Here is a 16,626-nt window from a genome sequence, read left to right as displayed (position 1 = left end):
GGTACCCGCTATAAAGTTGTGGCCGATATTATTCATAATATTAATTCCTTAAAGAGTAATGACTGAGCCAATTGGTAGTTCAGGTTGAGTAGGTGCGAGTTTATTTACCAATGGTTGACCAAACTCTTTCATTTCAATTTCAAATTCATCGCCAATTTCAGCTTTCATACCATCTGCAAAAGACAAGGTCGCTGTACCGAAGTAGTGGATATGTACATCTCCAGGCTTGAGGAACTGTTGATATTTGAAATGGTGATATTCAAGATTAGTCAGGCTATGACACATATTGTCTTCACCTGAAAGAAACTCTTTTTCCCAGATCACTTCACCATTACGTTTCAGCCGGCTTTTACCTACCAAATGTTTAGGCAGATCTCCCGTTCTTAATTCCGGGCCATAACTGCAAAAACGTAATTTTGAATGTGCAAGATATAAATAATTACGGCGTTCCATCACATGATCTGAATATTCATTGCCTAGTGCAAAACCAATACGATACGGTTTTAAATCCGGGCCAATCACATATAAACCGGCAATCTCAGGTTCTTCACCCCCATCTTCAGCAAAAGGAGGCAATGGTAATTCTTTCCCAGGACGTACAACAATTGAGCCATCCCCTTTATAAAACCATTCTGGTTGTGCACCCACCTGACCTGCTTCAGGTTTACCTTTTTCTAGTCCCCACTGGAACATGCGCATGGTATCTGTCATCGAAGCCGGATCATTCAGGTTCTGTTGATGCATCTTGTCGCGTGCGGATGCTGATCCTAAATGGGTCAAGCCTGTTCCCGAGATAAAACAATGAGCAGCATCCGGATGATCCAATGGTGGCAAAACCTTATGATGCTCTAACAGCTCAGCATAGTCATAACGTTGTTCTACAAAACCTAATATCTCAACTTGCTTTTCAAGCGAAAGACCTTTTTCTATTGCTAATAATGCAAGCTCACGTACAGTAGTCACTGTATTAATCTGAGATACCTGATTGTTTTCTACGACGCCTATTGCACGCTGATTAGAATGATCTTCAAACTGAATAATATTCATGCTGCTATCCTTTAGCATTTTCATTAATGTTCATTGTTTTAGATGTTTTGGTCTCAAATTTTGCATAGACGAAATATGTCAAAATCAAACCAAAAATCATGACTATTGTTAAAAAGTACAAACCTGAAGCCATGTTGCCGGTGTATTGCTTCAATAAACCAATTCCAAATGGACCGATATAACCACCCAGATTTCCAACTGAGTTAATAAGAGCAATACCTGCTGCTGCGCTGGCACCTGTCAAGAAGCGTCCAGGAAGTGTCCAGAATACGGCTGTGGTTGAAAATAGACAGAATGCAACAACAGAAAGAGCGATCAATTGCATAACAGGAGAAGTTAGCCATGCACTAAAGAACATGCCACAAGCTCCTAAGGCATATAAGAAGCTCAGGTGTCCATAACGGTCATTTAATTTATCTGTACTGCGGGGAATAATAAGTAGACCAATAATTCCGAATACATAAGGAATACTTGAGAGAAAACCTACTTGTAAATCTGAACCACCACTAAACTGCTTGATAATGGTGGGTAACCAGAGATTTAAGCCATAAATGCTTAAAGTGACGGGTAGATAATACAAAGCAAGAGTCAATACACGCTTATCTTTTAAAGCATGAAGCGGATTTCCATGACGTGTTTGATCATATTCAGCTTCATCTTTAACCAGCTCATTACTTAACCAAATTTTTTGTTCATTACTCAGCCACTTAACACTATTAATTTTTTCTGGAAGATAAAGCAAGGTAGGTAAAGACAATAACACTGCCGGTAAACCGACCATCACAAATAACCACTGCCAGCCATGCATATTGGCAATACCGTCCATGCCCAATAATGCACCTGCCAAAGGCCCGGCTACCATCATGGCAATCGGCTGAGAAAGAATAAACATCCCCATGATTTTTCCACGATGGCGCACTGGATACCATTGGGTGATCAGATATAGTACTCCTGGAAAGAAGCCAGCTTCAGCTACACCGAGTAAAAATCTGAGGATATAAAAACTGTAAGGTCCTTGAATGAGTGCCATTGCCATGGTGATTAACCCCCATGTAAGCAGAATTCTGGCAAACCACTTTCTTGCGCCAAACTTGTCTAAGAGTAGATTACTTGGCACCTCAAATAAGAAATAACCAATAAAGAATAAACCTGCACCTAATCCATAAGCCGCATCACCTATTCCTACATCTGCCCCCATATGTAAATGAGCAAAACCGACTGCCGCACGATCAATATAAGCAACTAAATATAAGACCACTAAAGCGGGTATGAGCTTAAATGTTACCTTCCTGATGACATCCTTCTCGAATTCCATATTCGACTCCATTTTCCATTTCTAGTTTTAGCTTCATGCTGAAAGAGGAATTTACCAGAATAAAATATAGTATTACTATTTAAATTGTAAACCCTTTTAAAAGCATTTTATTTACTGTATTTTAGTTTTAATGTTTTTAATAGTAATACTATATAGGGATATAGAGATGTCTAACAAACAACCTTTACGCTCAGCTGCATGGTTTGGGACAACCGATAAAAATGGATTTATGTATCGTAGTTGGATGAAAAATCAGGGGATTCCAGATCACGAGTTTGATGGACGACCAATTATTGGTATTTGTAACACCTGGTCAGAATTTACACCTTGTAATGCACATTTCCGTAAAATTGCTGAGCATGTCAAAAAAGGTGTTTTAGAAGCTGGCGGCTTTCCAGTTGAGTTCCCGGTTTTCTCCAATGGAGAATCCAACTTACGCCCTACTGCAATGCTTACCCGTAACTTAGCCAGTATGGATGTAGAGGAAGCAATTCGCGGTAACCCCATCGACGGCGTTGTCTTGTTAACAGGTTGTGATAAAACGACTCCTGCTTTGCTCATGGGTGCTGCAAGTTGTGACGTTCCTGCAATTGTGGTGACAGGCGGTCCTATGCTGAATGGCAAACATAAGGGTAAAGATATCGGTGCGGGTACTATCGTCTGGCAGATGCATGAAGAATTAAAAGCAGGAAAAATTGATTTAAATGAATTTTTATCAGCTGAATCTGGTATGTCACGTTCAGCAGGAACCTGTAATACCATGGGTACAGCTTCTACAATGGCATGTATGGCAGAAGCTTTAGGAACCTCTTTACCCCATAATGCGGCAATCCCTGCGGTAGATTCTCGTCGTTATGTATTGGCGCATTTATCTGGTATGCGTATTGTAGATATGGTGAAAGAAGATCTGCGTCTTTCTAAAATTTTAACTAAAGAAGCTTTTGAAAATGCTATCAAAGTTAATGCTGCAATTGGTGGTTCAACCAATGCTGTTATTCATCTGAAAGCAATTGCTGGCCGAATCGGGGTTGATCTGGAACTGGATGACTGGAACCGTGTGGGTCGCGGTATGCCAACCATTGTTGATTTGCAGCCCTCAGGGCGCTTCCTGATGGAAGAATTTTATTATAGTGGTGGATTGCCAGCAGTATTACGTCGTATGGGTGAAAATAATCTACTTCCCCATCCTCAAGCATTAACTGTCAATGGTCAATCGATCTGGGAAAATTGCCAAAACTCCCCTATCTACAATGATGAAGTGATTCGTCAAATTGATAACCCACTTCGTAATGATGGGGGGATGTGTATTCTTAAAGGTAATTTGGCACCAAAAGGCGCTGTATTGAAACCGTCTGCGGCCTCCCCTGAATTAATGAAACATCGTGGACGTGCTGTAGTCTTTGAAAACTTTGATGACTATAAGGCACGTATTGTTGATCCAGATCTTGATGTAGACGAAACCTGTGTCTTGGTACTCAAGAATGCCGGTCCAAAAGGTTATCCAGGCATGGCAGAAGTCGGAAATATGGGATTACCTCCAAAAATTCTGGCAAAAGGAATTACCGACATGGTTCGTATTTCTGATGCACGAATGAGTGGTACTGCATATGGCACGGTAGTCTTGCATGTTGCACCAGAAGCTATGGCCGGTGGTCCTTTGGCCGCTGTTCAAAATGGTGACTATATTGAACTCGATGCTTATGCCGGAAAATTACACCTGGATATTTCTGATGAAGAATTGCAGCAACGTTTAGCCAATTTACCAGAACCACCAAGACCAAGCTTTATTGGGGGCTATCGTCAGCTCTATGTAGATCATGTACTTCAGGCAGATCAAGGCTGTGACTTTGATTTTCTGGTAGGTTGCCGAGGCTCTGAAGTACCCCGACATTCACATTAAGTGGCTAAAATTTAGATGATCTTGTGAAATCATAAGGTCATCTATACCATAATGAGATCATAAATGGTCAATTGTAAAATATGAGTAATGCCGACTATAAAAATCCTGTTCCAAGTAAAAGCCAACATGCTCTTATTGTTCAGCAATTAGGTCTAAAAATAGTATCTGGCGAAATACCGGAAAATGCAAAATTGCCTTCAGAGGCAGAGTTATGTGAAGAATTTCAAGTCAGTCGACCGGTATTTCGTGAAGCTATTCGTGTTCTGAATGCCAAAGGCCTGACCTATTCTCGCCCTAAAATTGGTACGGTTGTTCGCCCTAAAGATGAATGGCATTTACTTGATCCGGATATTTTATACTGGCTTATACAATCCACCCCTGAAAATGAATTTTTTAAAACTTTATCTACTGTACGTCGTGTATTAGAGCCGGAATTGGCTTATATCGCAGCAAGTACGGCGACAGAGGAAGATATAGCACGCATTAAAAAAGCGTATGCAGGGATGGAACAGGCAGAAAGTATCGAAGAGTTTATCCAGCCGGATATTGACTTTCACCTTTCAATTGCCAAAGCAACTCATAATGATTTATTGGCATATATGTCAAAAATGCTGGTTTTACCTTTGCAGCAGGCAATCCAGGTTACCAGTTTAAGACCGAATTTACAGAACCATTCATTGCCTCGGCATAAAGCAATTTTAACTGCAATTGAAAATAAAGACCCTCTTTCTGCACGTCATGCCTCGCTGGTGCAGTTAGAGGATACTAAAATGGCATATGATTTAATTAAAAAATAAGTCATACGCAGTACCACTATGTAGACATTAAAGATTTATGAATACCGTAAAAGTTACCTGTGTTGAAAAAGGCGTATTACTAAATAAAGCATTTCAATTTAATTTCCCTGTTGAATACACTGAATATGAGCAGTTAAGTCAGCAACAGTTTTATGATCAGGTCCATGATCAGGATGTGCTCATCATCAGTGACCTGAAAGTTGATGAACAGATTCTGGACAATAATCCGAACTTAAAGTTACTGGCACTTTGTTCCACAGGTTACGATCATGTAGATGTCGATTTATTAAAGTCTAGAGATATCAAAATCTGCAATATTCGTGGCTATGCTGGCGATGCAGTGGCTGAACATGCATTTGTCCTGATGATGAACCTGATCAAAAATTTCGACTCCCAAGTTAAAGCGGTTCGCGATGGGACCTGGTCAAATAGTCCAGTATCTTTCTATCTTGCAGCGCCCATCCGTGAACTCAAAAATAAAAATCTGGTCATTGTAGGTAAGGGCGAAATCGGTCAATCGCTTGCAGAAAAAGCCCAGGCATTTGGTATGAAAGTTACCTTCAGTGAACGTAAGAATGCTACCACCTGTCGTGAAGGATATGTTCCATTTACACAGGCAATTCAGCTTGCTGATGTGCTGTCCTTGCATTGTGAGTTGAATGATGAAACCCGTTTTATGATTGATCGGACTGTACTCAGTCAAATGAAAAAAGATAGCATTTTGATTAATGTAGGCCGTGGCGGTTTGGTTCATAGTGAGGATGTTGCAGAAGCATTAATGAATCAGCAGATTGCAGGTTTTGGTGCAGATGTGCTGGACCAGGAGCCTCCTGCAGCCGATCATCCCTTGTTAAAACTCAAGCATCCAAATGTCATGATTACAGCGCATATTGCTTGGGCTACTGATGAAGCTCAAGAACGACTGTTCTCTATTTTGGAGAGTAATGTGAACCAGAATATTTTAGGTCATGATCAAAATCTGGTTTAGTTCAATTTATAAAAGAGAGTATTAAATAAAAAAACTAATATAAAAAATAGGACGGTTCATTATTAAGATGCCCGTCCTATTCATTTAGCTGGATGAAACCCACATGAAAGCCAAATCCTTTAACTCAAATATAAAAATGGATAAGACTGTAGCACCCTCAATCCATGAGGAAACTACAGTCGAAATTTATGGAATTAATCAGGAATTAAACAGGTTTTAAATGATCTTTCTTGTCCAGATAGCCCAAGATAACTTGCAGCAACACACCAATCAATGCACAGACTGACATTAAAATAAAGCAAAGTGTATAACCGGTTGCATTATGCCATCCTCCAAAATTCGTCAGTAATGAACCCATGAGAATGGGGGCAATCGCTCCTCCCACATAAAGGGCCACGGTAATGATACTGTTCGCTGTACCCATGGCATCTTGCTCGGCATAATCTGATGCTGTGGCATAATAAATTGGCCAGATTGCATTGGCAGAGAAACCAAAAATTAATTGAATAATAATGACAGAAATTACACCTTGGGTTAAACAGAAACTGGCAATACCAACAGCCATCCAGATTCCACAAAGAATGAGTGTTTTACGGCGTCCAATTTTATCGGACAAAGAAGGCCAGAAAATTTGCCCCATAATTCCTGTAATTGTAAATACGGCACTTAAACCTGCCGCTTTAGCAAGATCTAGTCCCACAATATTATAAAGATATGCAGGAAAAATAGTCAGGAAACCAAGATATACAATGTGTGTAATTAAGGTACTACCCGCCGTAAATAAAATACCGCGTGACTTTAAAGTTCTTTTTAAGGAACCTTTCTTCGCAGCAGCTGGATTTAAGGATTTGGTTTCTAGACATGGATTATCTGTCGGTGGAGTAAGTCCTCGATCTATACATGCATCATGAAACTCATCATAGCGTTTCTTGTTTGAATAAATAGCCCAGAATGTTAATACCGGTACTGAAATCATGATGCCGAGATAAAATGCATAACGCCAGTTTTCAGGACCAAAATAATAAATAATTGATGCCATTACTACCCCACTCAGCATTGCACCAACGGGATAACCAGCATGGTGGGCACCGATTGCAAATCCTCGGTGCTCTTTAGGCCACCATTCTGCAGTGTTACTCACCCCGATGGGTTCGGCTACCCCACAACCAATGGACACCAATATCCGTAAGATAACAAACTTATAGAAAGTATTACTAAATGACATGATGCCAGAAAGTAAGGACAGAAAAGTAAATCCGACAATCAAAGGCCACTGGAACATAGCACGTTTCCAGCCCGGTGCTTTTAAATCACAATAGGCACTTACCGGAATACTGAGTAAGGCTAGGGACACAGTAATAGCGGCAATGGTATAGCCCCACTCTGTGGGTGTAAGAGAGAACTCTTCACAAATCATGACTGCCGCGCGGAATATGAGTTCACGATCATATGCAATAACCAGCCAGATTAACCAGCAAACAACAAGAGACACCCATGAATGCCGATGAACTTTTTTTAAACTCATTCTCTTTCCCTATTTATTAACCACCTGAAAATGGTTAATTCCATCCATTCTTATTCTGAATAATTTTATTTAATAGAGAATTTCTCTATTTAATAAAATATAAAAAAATATAGTTCTATCGATTTTGAAATTCCAATTACATTTTCCCAGCATTCGATAACTCAGTCCTATCGATATATATTTTATTTTAAAAAACATTGATTTAAAAATAGATATTAAAATGTATTAAATATTTTAGAATTAAAAATAATATATTTAAAATAAAAAAACTGGCTATTTAAAAGCCAGTTTTAAAAAATATCAAGAGATATAGCTATACCTCTATATTATTAAGCCTTTTTAATTCACGAATTAATCCTGAATGATCTAAGGCTCCATCGCCATGATGGACCATATCTGAAAAGAGCTGATCTACCAATTCCGCTACCGGCAACTTTAATTTTAATTTCTGTGCATAATTTATAGCAGTATGAGTATCTTTTAACTGAGTACTCGCTGCGCCTCCTGGTTTAAAGTTTTGACTTAACATACGTTCACCATGCTGTTGCAAAATAGGAGAGTCAGCAAATCCACCAGTTAATGCCTGCTTTACTTTATAAGGATCAGCCCCGCCTTGCTGAGCAAAGAGCAAACCTTCTGCCACGGTAGCAATCGTACTCGCCACAATCATCTGGTTAACCAGTTTGGCGAGCTCTCCACATCCGGCAGCGCCCACCAAGACTGCTCTGCCCATAGAATTTAGAACAGTTTGGGCTTCAGTAAAGGTATCTTCCTCACCACCCACCATAATAGCTAGAGTCGCATTTTGTGCACCTTTTTCACCGCCTGAAACAGGTGCATCCAGGTATCTTAATCCTAAGGATAAACATCGTTCATTTTGATGTTTTGCAGTTTCTACCGGGATTGAACTCATGACAATCACAATACTATTTTTCTTTAGTTCAGAGATCGCTCCATCTTTTTGGAACAGGACTTCATCACAAGTTTTTCCATCACTCAGCATTACAATAAGAAGATCAACATCTCTTCCAACTTCCGATAGCTGATGACAGACTTGTGCGCCCGCCTCTTCTAATGTTTTCAATTTAGAAATTGTTCTATTCCAAACCTGAACCTGGTGACCATCCTTGATTAAGTTCATAACCATGGGTGTGCCCATAATACCGGTTCCCACGAATCCAATCCTTGCCATGTTTTATACTCCTTGATTGGGTTGGGCTTTCAGATTTAATTTTTCTTTTTCTATCTGTTTGCCATTTAATCGCGCGAGTACCAATAACCCGATCCCGCCAATCGCAACAAATCCAGCGATGACTAGAAATGCAGTAGTATAAGTACCAGTCGTGGTATATAAGTACCCTGTTAAATATGGCCCTGTAAAACCACTTAAGTTACCTACAGAGTTAATCAGTCCAATACCAGCGGCGGCACCTACTCCCGTCAATGTCTGACCTGGTAGTGTCCAGAAAATGTTAATCGCACTAAACACTCCAATTGCCAGGAAAATAAACCCAACAATAATAGCCCAGGGCTGGTTGACAATTAATGCGATTGCAATTGCACTTGCCGCCATAAGAGCTGCACAAGCACCATGCTTATGACGTTCCTGTTTACGATCCGAGCGTCGGCTCCATAAAATCATACCTACAGCAGCGAATGCATATGGAATTGCAGTTAAAAGACCATTTTGAATTAAACTGATTTCCATGCCAAAGGTATTACGGAATGACTCCAGCACACTTGGCAAGAAGAAGAACATGGCATTTGAACCAGAAGTAATGCCAAAGTAAACAATGGCCATAATCCATACCAATGGATTTTTAAACACTTGTTTAATAAGCGCTGACTTAGTTAAATGAGAGTCAGCAGCTTCAGTTTTTTCAAGTTCTTCTCTCTCTAAAGTTCTCATTAACCATTGACGCTGTTCTGTAGTGAGCCACTGAGCTTCTTTAGGCGTATTGGTTAAGTATTTAAGACAAATGATCCCTAGAATGATGGATGGAATGCCCTCAAGCACATACATCATGCGCCAGCCTTCATAACCGATAGTATTACCCCATTGCATCAGTCCAACTGAAATAGGTGCGCCAATAATCTGGGCAATTGGGAGACCTAAATAAAATGTGGCAAATACACGTGCACGATATCGCGCTGGAAACCACAAAGTAAGATAGAAGATCACACCAGGAAAAAAGCCAGCTTCCGCAATACCAAGTAAAAAACGCAAAACGATAAATTGGGTTCCATTTTGGATAAAGCCCATTAAGGCAGCAATGATTCCCCAAGTAATCATGATACGCGCGATCCAGATTCTGGCACCGAAGCGATGTAGCAGTACATTACTCGGAACTTCGGCAATAAAATAACCAAGGAAAAAAATACCAGCGCCTAAGCCAAATATCGTTTGAGTAATGCCAATTGCATCATTCATATGCAAAGCAGCAAAGCCGATATTTGTTCTGTCTAAAAATGCCATTACAAACAGAATAATAAGAAAAGGAATAATTCTTTTTGAAATACGTTTAATGGTCTGCTCTTCTAAAGCAGATTTAGCTTGAATATCTTCCATAATACTGTCTCACTTTAATTAGCTATCTCAGCTATTAATTCCTGGGTATCTTCAATATGCGCCTCGATGATGCTTTCAAAATTCTTATCCGCTTTGAAACCGAGTGATTCAGCATATTCAGCTTTAACTCGCACTGGCCAACTTTTCACAATACGTTGAATGGTTTTATCTTCTTGCCACTGCACGAGATCTACTGCGGATTTTCCTGCAATTTTTTCTAGGGCTTCCAGCATTTGCTGAACGGTCACCGTTAAACCAGGTAATGGAATAATGCGCTGATCGGATAACTGATCCGGAGAAATAACCGCTGCGTGAATCATTGAGTCAACACAGCGACGTGGAGAGGTGATAAATACTGGCGTATCAGCTTGGACAGGACAAACCGCAGTTTCACCTTTGAGCGGTTCACGAATGATCGAACTAAAAAATGTTGAAGCAGCTTTATTGGGCTTACCTGGACGAACAACAATTGTAGGTAAACGTAATACTCGCCCATCAATGAAGCCTTTACGTGAGTAGTCTGAAACAAGTAATTCGCCTACTGCCTTTTGCATGCCATAGGACGATTTAGGTGTGACGACCGTGTCATCTGTAACTACTTCTGGTAGAGCACCTCCAAATACAGCGCAACCGCTGGCAAAAATAAATCGGGGTTTGATCCCGTGCTGTCTTACCGATTCAAGTAAGGTCAACAAACCATACAAATTGACTTCCATACCTAGATCAAAATCAGCTTCTGCAGCAGAACTTACCACAGCAGCTAAATGCCAAATAACATCTACATTTTTAGTAATTTCTAATACCTGTTTTTTATCAGTAATATCGCCGATCACAACCTGAATTTTTGGATCTTCAGGAATGTCCTCTCCTGCAAAGGCATCGAATAATATGATTTTTTCTACGGATTGAGCAGCTTGTCCATCTAGTTTGATAGTCCCTAATTTCAAGATTTTTCTAGCTATCTGTTTGCCTATAAAACCAGTTCCACCAGTAATAAGTATATTCATAGGTAATCCTTCCCTAATTTAAGAATCAGACGATTTACATCGTAGATGAGTCAAATTAAGGAGGATGATTAATAATTACCAATGAATTATTCCTCAATATCGATAACTTTTTAATATCAATATGAATGCGTAATTCAATAGAAATTTATATTCAAAGACTTATATACCTAATTCTTATTATTTTTTATTTCAGAATATCGCTACTTTAGGTTTAATAACTTCTGTTTATCAAAGATTGATATTTCATCATTAGTAATTTCTTAAACTAAATTATAATTTACTTAGAAAGTATATTATTTTTCAATAAATTGAATGCCTATTAAATAGAGATCATCTTTCAGGATAATGTAAATGGAAATTAAAGTATTTGTTGATGTTAAGACACGTTTAGGTGAAGTACCGACATGGGATCCTGTTCGTCAACGATTATTTTGGGTAGATATATTTGACGGTCGCTTGTTTTCCTGTGATGAGCAAGGTAAAGACCTGAAAGCTTGGGAAACCCTTCAAAAGATCGGATCTTACGCATTACGTGAAAATCATAATGGAGCAATTGTTGCATTAGAAAATGGGCTGCATAGCCTAGATTTTGATACTGGCGATTTAGAATTTATTGATCACCCTGAACCAGATATGCCTTTTAACCGTCTGAACGATGGAGGTGTAGACCGACAAGGTCGTTTTGTTTTTGGATCGATGAACCGTATGGAGGAAGATAAAACCGCCTCTTTATATCGTTTAAATACAGATATGACGGTTCAGAAACTAGAAGAAAATATCAATACTTCAAATGGGATATGCTGGAATCCAAAAGGTAATAAGTTCTACTTTACAGATACCTGGCAAGGTGAAATCTGGTCATACGATTATGACAGTGCAGATACCGGTTTAACGAATAAACAGGTTTTTTGCAAAATCGATACGCAAGATGGCGGCTCAGCAGACGGATCAACTGTAGATAGTGAAGGTTATGTCTGGAGTGCGAAAGTATATTCAGGGAAATTGGTACGTTATGCGCCTGATGGCAGCATAGATCGAATCATTGAAATGCCGGTTAAAAAAGTGACCAGTCTGGCGTTTGGGGGTAAAGATTTAGATGTGCTCTTTGTTACCTCTATGTCTCAACCTCCACTACCACGTTTTCCCGGAGACAATCAGTTGCGTGGTAGTGTATTTGCCATTTATGGATTAGGGATCCAAGGTGTCGCCGAAACATATTTCAAAGGTTAAATGCCATTTAATCACTTGGCTGATTTAATTAGCCAAGTGATATTTATAGCTAATTCTGCTTAGCCTTTCCTAATAAAATTTCTATAAATGTTTGTGCAATTTCTGAAATTGGTTCGTTTTTCCTCGTCAAAATACCGTAATCCTGGGCATCTAAAATCAACTCGGTTTCTATAATGCATAGTTTCCCGTCTTTCACCTGTTGAGCGACCATTGCTTCAGGCAGCATAGCGACCATGGGAGCAGTTTGTATAATCTGTAGGAAAGTTTGCATGGACATGGTATTGACCGTATTCAAAGGGACTTTAACATTTGCGCGCATAAATGCCGCTTCCATACGTTCACGAATTGGTGTTCCTTTAGGGTAAACCACCCAAGGCCAATCCATGAGTTCGTTCAATTTACAAAATTTCTTTTGAGCATAGGGATGCTCATGATTAACCACAATACAAAAAGGCTCAGGTCCTAAGGGCTTAAAATCAAAAAATTGCTGTTGTGTTGCCTGGGTAAATCGGCCAACCGCTAAATCCAGTGTATGTTCACTGAGCATTTCCATTAAATGATCACTGGTCTGTTCAACAACATCAATGGAGAGTAATGGCCATTTCTTTTTAATCTCAATCACAGAATTTGGAATGACAGACGCGGTTGCAGCAAAAATTCCACCTACTTTAAGAAATCCATGTCCACCTAGCCTCAGCATTTCAATATCTTCAACAAAATGTTTGGCATCATTCAGGACCCGCTGTGCATAACAAATCACATGCTGCCCCAATGCTGTTACAGGCATACTTCTCGGTAAGCGTTCAAAAATAGAAAAACCCAGCATATTTTCAATTTCTTTCAGCATCTTACTGATCGCGGGCTGACTTAAATTCATCTGTTCAGCTGCTAAATGCATATTTTTAGTTCTTGCCAAAGTCTCCAATAAAACCAAGTGCCTATATTTGAACCAATTATTGAAACTTGAATAATTTAAGTCTGCCATTTAGAAATCCTTTTACCAATAACTACAGGTTATTAATTATTAAATTATTATCATTGGTATTTATTAGAAAGGAATTCTACGATGATTTCAATTATAAATAGAGTTGCTTTACATGAAATTTACATTAAATTCAGCCAATTCATTGCCAGTGGATGGTACACAAGGATGCTTAATTGGGCGAGCATGGGTACCGCATAAAGTTGCTGGTCCATCGCCAGTGATTTTGAAAGGTAATCAGGTTTTTGATATTTCTAGTCATTTCAATACGATCTCTGAATTATTAGAAACTGATTCCCCGATCTCGGCTCTCTCTAAAATTGAAGGTCAATTGATTGGGAATATTGATGAAATTTTTGCAAATACTTTGCCTGAGCCAGATCCAAGTAAAGCTTATTTTTTAGCACCTATTGATCTGCAAGTGATTAAGGCTGCAGGAGTAACTTTTGCTGCAAGTATGCTGGAGCGGGTAATTGAAGAACAGGCTGCAGGAGATGCGGATAAAGCGCAACACATTCGGGAAATCGTGCAGGGAGTGATTGGAGACAGTCTTAAATCTATTCAGCCTGGCTCTGTAAAAGCACTTGAATTAAAAAAATACTTAATTGAACAAAATATGTGGTCTCAATATCTTGAAGTTGGGATTGGCAGTGATGCAGAAATATTCACCAAAGCTCCTGTTTTAGCAGCCGTAGGTACAGGTCAAAATATTGGTATTCATCCAAAATCAGAGTGGAATAATCCTGAACCTGAAGTGGTTCTAGTGGCAAATAGCCAAGGTGAAATTTTAGGTGCGACTTTAGGTAATGATGTCAATCTGCGTGATTTCGAGGGACGTAGTGCCCTTTTATTGAGCAAAGCTAAAGATAACAATGCCTCATGCGCAATTGGTCCTTTCATCCGCTTATTTGATCAAACTTTTAATTTGGATGATATCCGCTCATGTGAGGTAGAACTCAAAATTGAAGGAACGGATCATTTTGTCTTGAATGGTTTAAGTTCCATGTCTCAAATTAGTCGTGATCCAGAAGATTTAATTCAACAGACTTTAAATGAAAATCATCAGTATCCGGACGGATTTGTACTATTTTTAGGAACATTATTTGCCCCTACCCAAGATCGAGAAAAACCTGGAGCGGGCTTTACCCACAAAGTTGATGATGTCGTACGGATTCATACTCCTAAACTAGGCACTCTTTACAACACTGTAACGACCAGCGACAGAGCATCACCTTGGAATTTTGGCATCAACTCATTGATGCAAAATTTAAAGCAGCGTGAATTACTATAGTTTTCACATATTATCCCTAGGTTGAATGGTATTCCTAAATGATTAGCTTTAGGGTTGGTCTCTGCCTTTCAAATAAATAACTGCTTCCCATATTGCTCATTTGCATAATATTAAAGTTAAGGATCTGGAAATGAATAATCAAAGTAAACGGATTTTTTTACGTAGCCAGGAATGGTTTGATGATCCAGAACATGCAGATATGACAGCTTTGTATGTTGAACGATATATGAATTATGGTTTGACACGTGATGAGCTTCAGTCCGGTCGACCAATTATTGGTATTGCACAGACAGGCAGTGATTTAACTCCTTGTAATCGTCACCACAAAGAATTAGCAGAACGCGTTAAGGCCGGTATTCGTGATGCCGGTGGTATTCCTATGGAATTTCCAGTTCATCCAATTGCAGAACAATCACGCCGTCCTACTGCCGCGCTTGACCGCAATTTAGCCTATTTAGGTTTAGTGGAAATTCTCCATGGCTACCCGCTTGATGGCGTGGTCCTGACCACTGGTTGCGACAAAACCACACCTGCCTGCCTCATGGCAGCAGCCACTACCGATTTACCGGCTATTGTTCTTTCAGGTGGACCTATGCTGGATGGCCACTATAAAGGTGATTTAATTGGATCAGGTACAGTGATCTGGCATGCACGAAATTTACTGGCTTCTGGTGAAATTGATTATGAAGGGTTTATGGAAATGACCACTTCAGCATCTCCATCAGTTGGGCATTGCAATACCATGGGCACGGCACTTTCCATGAATGCCTTGGCTGAAGCCTTAGGTATGTCTTTACCGACGTGTGCCAGTATTCCTGCGCCTTATCGTGAGCGTGGTCAAATGGCTTATGCGACCGGTAAACGCATCTGTGAGATGGTCCTTGAGGATTTAAGACCCTCAAAAATTATGACCAAAAAATCCTTTGAGAATGCGATTGCTGTTGCCTCTGCTTTAGGGGCTTCAAGTAACTGTCCTCCCCATTTGATTGCGATTGCACGCCATATGGGTATTGAGCTGACGCTAGATGATTGGCAGCGTGTAGGCGAATCTATCCCACTGATTGTCAATTGTATGCCTGCAGGTAAATATCTGGGTGAAGGTTTTCACAGAGCTGGTGGTGTTCCCTCAGTATTACATGAACTGCAACAAGCAGGTGTTATTCATGAAGATTGTGCAACAGTGAGCGGCAAGACTATAGGTGAAATTGCCAAGCAATCTAAAACCTCAAACGCTGATGTAATTTATCCCTATCAAGAGCCGCTTAAACATGGCGCCGGATTTATTGTACTCAGTGGTAATTTCTTTGATAGTGCGATTATGAAAATGTCTGTTGTGGGAGAGGCATTCAGGAAAACCTATTTGTCTAATCCGCAGGATGAAAATAGCTTTGAAGCTCGAGCGATTGTCTTTGAAGGGCCAGAAGACTATCACGCCCGTATTAACGACCCCGATCTTAATATTGATGAAAACTGCATCTTAGTCATTCGTGGTGCAGGTACAGTCGGTTATCCAGGTAGTGCTGAAGTCGTAAACATGGCACCTCCTACAGAGCTAATCAAAAAAGGCATTGATTCTTTACCTTGTTTAGGTGATGGTCGCCAAAGTGGAACATCAGCCAGCCCTTCTATTTTAAATATGTCACCTGAAGCAGCTATTGGGGGTGGGATTGCATTGCTCAAGACCAATGACCGTTTAAGAATTGATTTAAATAAACGTTCTGTAAATGTACTTGTTTCTGATGAGGAATTAGAACGCCGCCGTCAACAATGGAAACCTGACTACCCTGCATCTCAAACCCCATGGCAAGAAATGTATCGCAAGTTAGTAGGACAACTTTCTACAGGTGGATGCCTGGAACCAGCAACCTTATATATGCGTGTCATTAATGACAAAAACTTGCCCCGACATTCTCATTAAATCGAATCTAGGACTAATCAGATGAATACAATTGGACACAACTTTATAGCGGGTACC

General features: G+C 39.9%; 13 protein-coding genes. 6 read left to right on the top strand and 7 right to left on the bottom strand.

Annotated features, from left to right (window positions below; translation table 11 throughout):
• Positions 1 to 48 precede the first annotated feature (48 nt).
• Both araD1 and B4C48_RS11875 read right to left on the bottom strand, forming a co-directional pair.
• On the bottom strand, positions 49 to 1,047 hold the full coding sequence (araD1, locus tag B4C48_RS11880) for an AraD1 family protein (RefSeq protein WP_291356761.1): 999 nt from the start codon (positions 1,045 to 1,047) through the stop codon (positions 49 to 51).
• A 4-nt stretch (positions 1,048 to 1,051) separates the two neighbouring features.
• Entirely contained in the window at positions 1,052 to 2,362 is a 1,311-nt protein-coding gene (locus B4C48_RS11875; protein ID WP_291356759.1) for an MFS transporter, read from the bottom strand.
• Positions 2,363 to 2,528: 166 nt separating this feature from the next.
• Here B4C48_RS11875 and B4C48_RS11870 point away from each other — a divergent pair, with 166 nt between their 5' ends.
• From B4C48_RS11870 to B4C48_RS11860, 3 genes are all read left to right on the top strand, one after another.
• Positions 2,529 to 4,262 carry an IlvD/Edd family dehydratase gene (locus tag B4C48_RS11870; RefSeq protein ID WP_291356757.1) on the top strand — a complete coding sequence of 578 codons (1,734 nt, stop codon included), beginning with the start codon at positions 2,529 to 2,531 and terminating at the stop codon, positions 4,260 to 4,262.
• A gap of 80 nt (positions 4,263 to 4,342) precedes the next feature.
• The gene (locus B4C48_RS11865) at positions 4,343 to 5,059 is read left to right on the top strand and encodes a FadR/GntR family transcriptional regulator (protein ID WP_291356755.1); all 717 of its coding nucleotides are present in this window, start codon (positions 4,343 to 4,345) and stop codon (positions 5,057 to 5,059) included.
• Positions 5,060 to 5,096: 37 nt separating this feature from the next.
• On the top strand, positions 5,097 to 6,047 hold the full coding sequence (locus B4C48_RS11860; protein ID WP_291356753.1) for an NAD(P)-dependent oxidoreductase: 951 nt from the start codon (positions 5,097 to 5,099) through the stop codon (positions 6,045 to 6,047).
• Positions 6,048 to 6,252: 205 nt separating this feature from the next.
• Here B4C48_RS11860 and B4C48_RS11855 read toward each other — a convergent pair whose 3' ends face one another.
• The 4 genes from B4C48_RS11855 to denD form a co-directional block, all read right to left on the bottom strand.
• Positions 6,253 to 7,572, bottom strand: a complete 1,320-nt coding sequence (locus B4C48_RS11855; protein WP_219309963.1) for an MFS transporter — start codon at positions 7,570 to 7,572, stop codon at positions 6,253 to 6,255.
• A 313-nt stretch (positions 7,573 to 7,885) separates the two neighbouring features.
• Entirely contained in the window at positions 7,886 to 8,764 is an 879-nt protein-coding gene (locus B4C48_RS11850; protein ID WP_291356750.1) for an NAD(P)-dependent oxidoreductase, read from the bottom strand.
• Between the two features lie 3 nt (positions 8,765 to 8,767).
• A complete protein-coding gene (locus tag B4C48_RS11845) occupies positions 8,768 to 10,141 on the bottom strand; it encodes an MFS transporter (RefSeq protein WP_291356747.1) in 1,374 nt (457 codons plus the stop codon).
• Positions 10,142 to 10,155: 14 nt separating this feature from the next.
• Positions 10,156 to 11,148: a D-erythronate dehydrogenase gene (gene denD, locus B4C48_RS11840; RefSeq protein ID WP_291356745.1), complete on the bottom strand. Its 993-nt coding sequence runs from the start codon at positions 11,146 to 11,148 to the stop codon at positions 10,156 to 10,158.
• 351 nt (positions 11,149 to 11,499) lie between these two features.
• Here denD and B4C48_RS11835 point away from each other — a divergent pair, with 351 nt between their 5' ends.
• The gene (locus tag B4C48_RS11835) at positions 11,500 to 12,378 is read left to right on the top strand and encodes an SMP-30/gluconolactonase/LRE family protein (RefSeq protein ID WP_291356743.1); all 879 of its coding nucleotides are present in this window, start codon (positions 11,500 to 11,502) and stop codon (positions 12,376 to 12,378) included.
• Between the two features lie 49 nt (positions 12,379 to 12,427).
• On the opposite strand, the gene B4C48_RS11830 is transcribed toward B4C48_RS11835, so the two are convergent.
• On the bottom strand, positions 12,428 to 13,363 hold the full coding sequence (locus B4C48_RS11830) for a LysR family transcriptional regulator (RefSeq protein WP_291356741.1): 936 nt from the start codon (positions 13,361 to 13,363) through the stop codon (positions 12,428 to 12,430).
• 112 nt (positions 13,364 to 13,475) lie between these two features.
• Between B4C48_RS11830 and B4C48_RS11825 the strand changes: the two genes are divergently transcribed.
• Together B4C48_RS11825 and B4C48_RS11820 are read left to right on the top strand one after the other, a co-directional pair.
• Positions 13,476 to 14,651 carry a fumarylacetoacetate hydrolase family protein gene (locus tag B4C48_RS11825; protein WP_291356739.1) on the top strand — a complete coding sequence of 392 codons (1,176 nt, stop codon included), beginning with the start codon at positions 13,476 to 13,478 and terminating at the stop codon, positions 14,649 to 14,651.
• A gap of 130 nt (positions 14,652 to 14,781) precedes the next feature.
• A complete protein-coding gene (locus tag B4C48_RS11820) occupies positions 14,782 to 16,569 on the top strand; it encodes an IlvD/Edd family dehydratase (RefSeq protein WP_291356737.1) in 1,788 nt (595 codons plus the stop codon).
• Positions 16,570 to 16,626 lie beyond the last annotated feature (57 nt).

The sequence above is a fragment of the Acinetobacter sp. UBA3106 genome (assembly GCA_002365595.1).
Classification (GTDB): domain Bacteria; phylum Pseudomonadota; class Gammaproteobacteria; order Pseudomonadales; family Moraxellaceae; genus Acinetobacter.
The sequence above is the reverse complement of the archived record's forward strand: the minus strand, read 5'-3'. Positions and strand labels throughout refer to the sequence as shown.

What these genes read in the sequence shown, in the direction of transcription:
- araD1 (WP_291356761.1), bottom strand. Translation starts at nt 1,047, where the DNA reads ATGAATATTATTCAGTTTGAAGATCATTCTAATCAGCGTGCAATAGGC.
- B4C48_RS11875 (WP_291356759.1), bottom strand. Translation starts at nt 2,362, where the DNA reads ATGGAATTCGAGAAGGATGTCATCAGGAAGGTAACATTTAAGCTCATA.
- B4C48_RS11870 (WP_291356757.1), top strand. Translation starts at nt 2,529, where the DNA reads ATGTCTAACAAACAACCTTTACGCTCAGCTGCATGGTTTGGGACAACC.
- B4C48_RS11865 (WP_291356755.1), top strand. Translation starts at nt 4,343, where the DNA reads ATGAGTAATGCCGACTATAAAAATCCTGTTCCAAGTAAAAGCCAACAT.
- B4C48_RS11860 (WP_291356753.1), top strand. Translation starts at nt 5,097, where the DNA reads ATGAATACCGTAAAAGTTACCTGTGTTGAAAAAGGCGTATTACTAAAT.
- B4C48_RS11855 (WP_219309963.1), bottom strand. Translation starts at nt 7,572, where the DNA reads ATGAGTTTAAAAAAAGTTCATCGGCATTCATGGGTGTCTCTTGTTGTT.
- B4C48_RS11850 (WP_291356750.1), bottom strand. Translation starts at nt 8,764, where the DNA reads ATGGCAAGGATTGGATTCGTGGGAACCGGTATTATGGGCACACCCATG.
- B4C48_RS11845 (WP_291356747.1), bottom strand. Translation starts at nt 10,141, where the DNA reads ATGGAAGATATTCAAGCTAAATCTGCTTTAGAAGAGCAGACCATTAAA.
- denD (WP_291356745.1), bottom strand. Translation starts at nt 11,148, where the DNA reads ATGAATATACTTATTACTGGTGGAACTGGTTTTATAGGCAAACAGATA.
- B4C48_RS11835 (WP_291356743.1), top strand. Translation starts at nt 11,500, where the DNA reads ATGGAAATTAAAGTATTTGTTGATGTTAAGACACGTTTAGGTGAAGTA.
- B4C48_RS11830 (WP_291356741.1), bottom strand. Translation starts at nt 13,363, where the DNA reads ATGGCAGACTTAAATTATTCAAGTTTCAATAATTGGTTCAAATATAGG.
- B4C48_RS11825 (WP_291356739.1), top strand. Translation starts at nt 13,476, where the DNA reads ATGAAATTTACATTAAATTCAGCCAATTCATTGCCAGTGGATGGTACA.
- B4C48_RS11820 (WP_291356737.1), top strand. Translation starts at nt 14,782, where the DNA reads ATGAATAATCAAAGTAAACGGATTTTTTTACGTAGCCAGGAATGGTTT.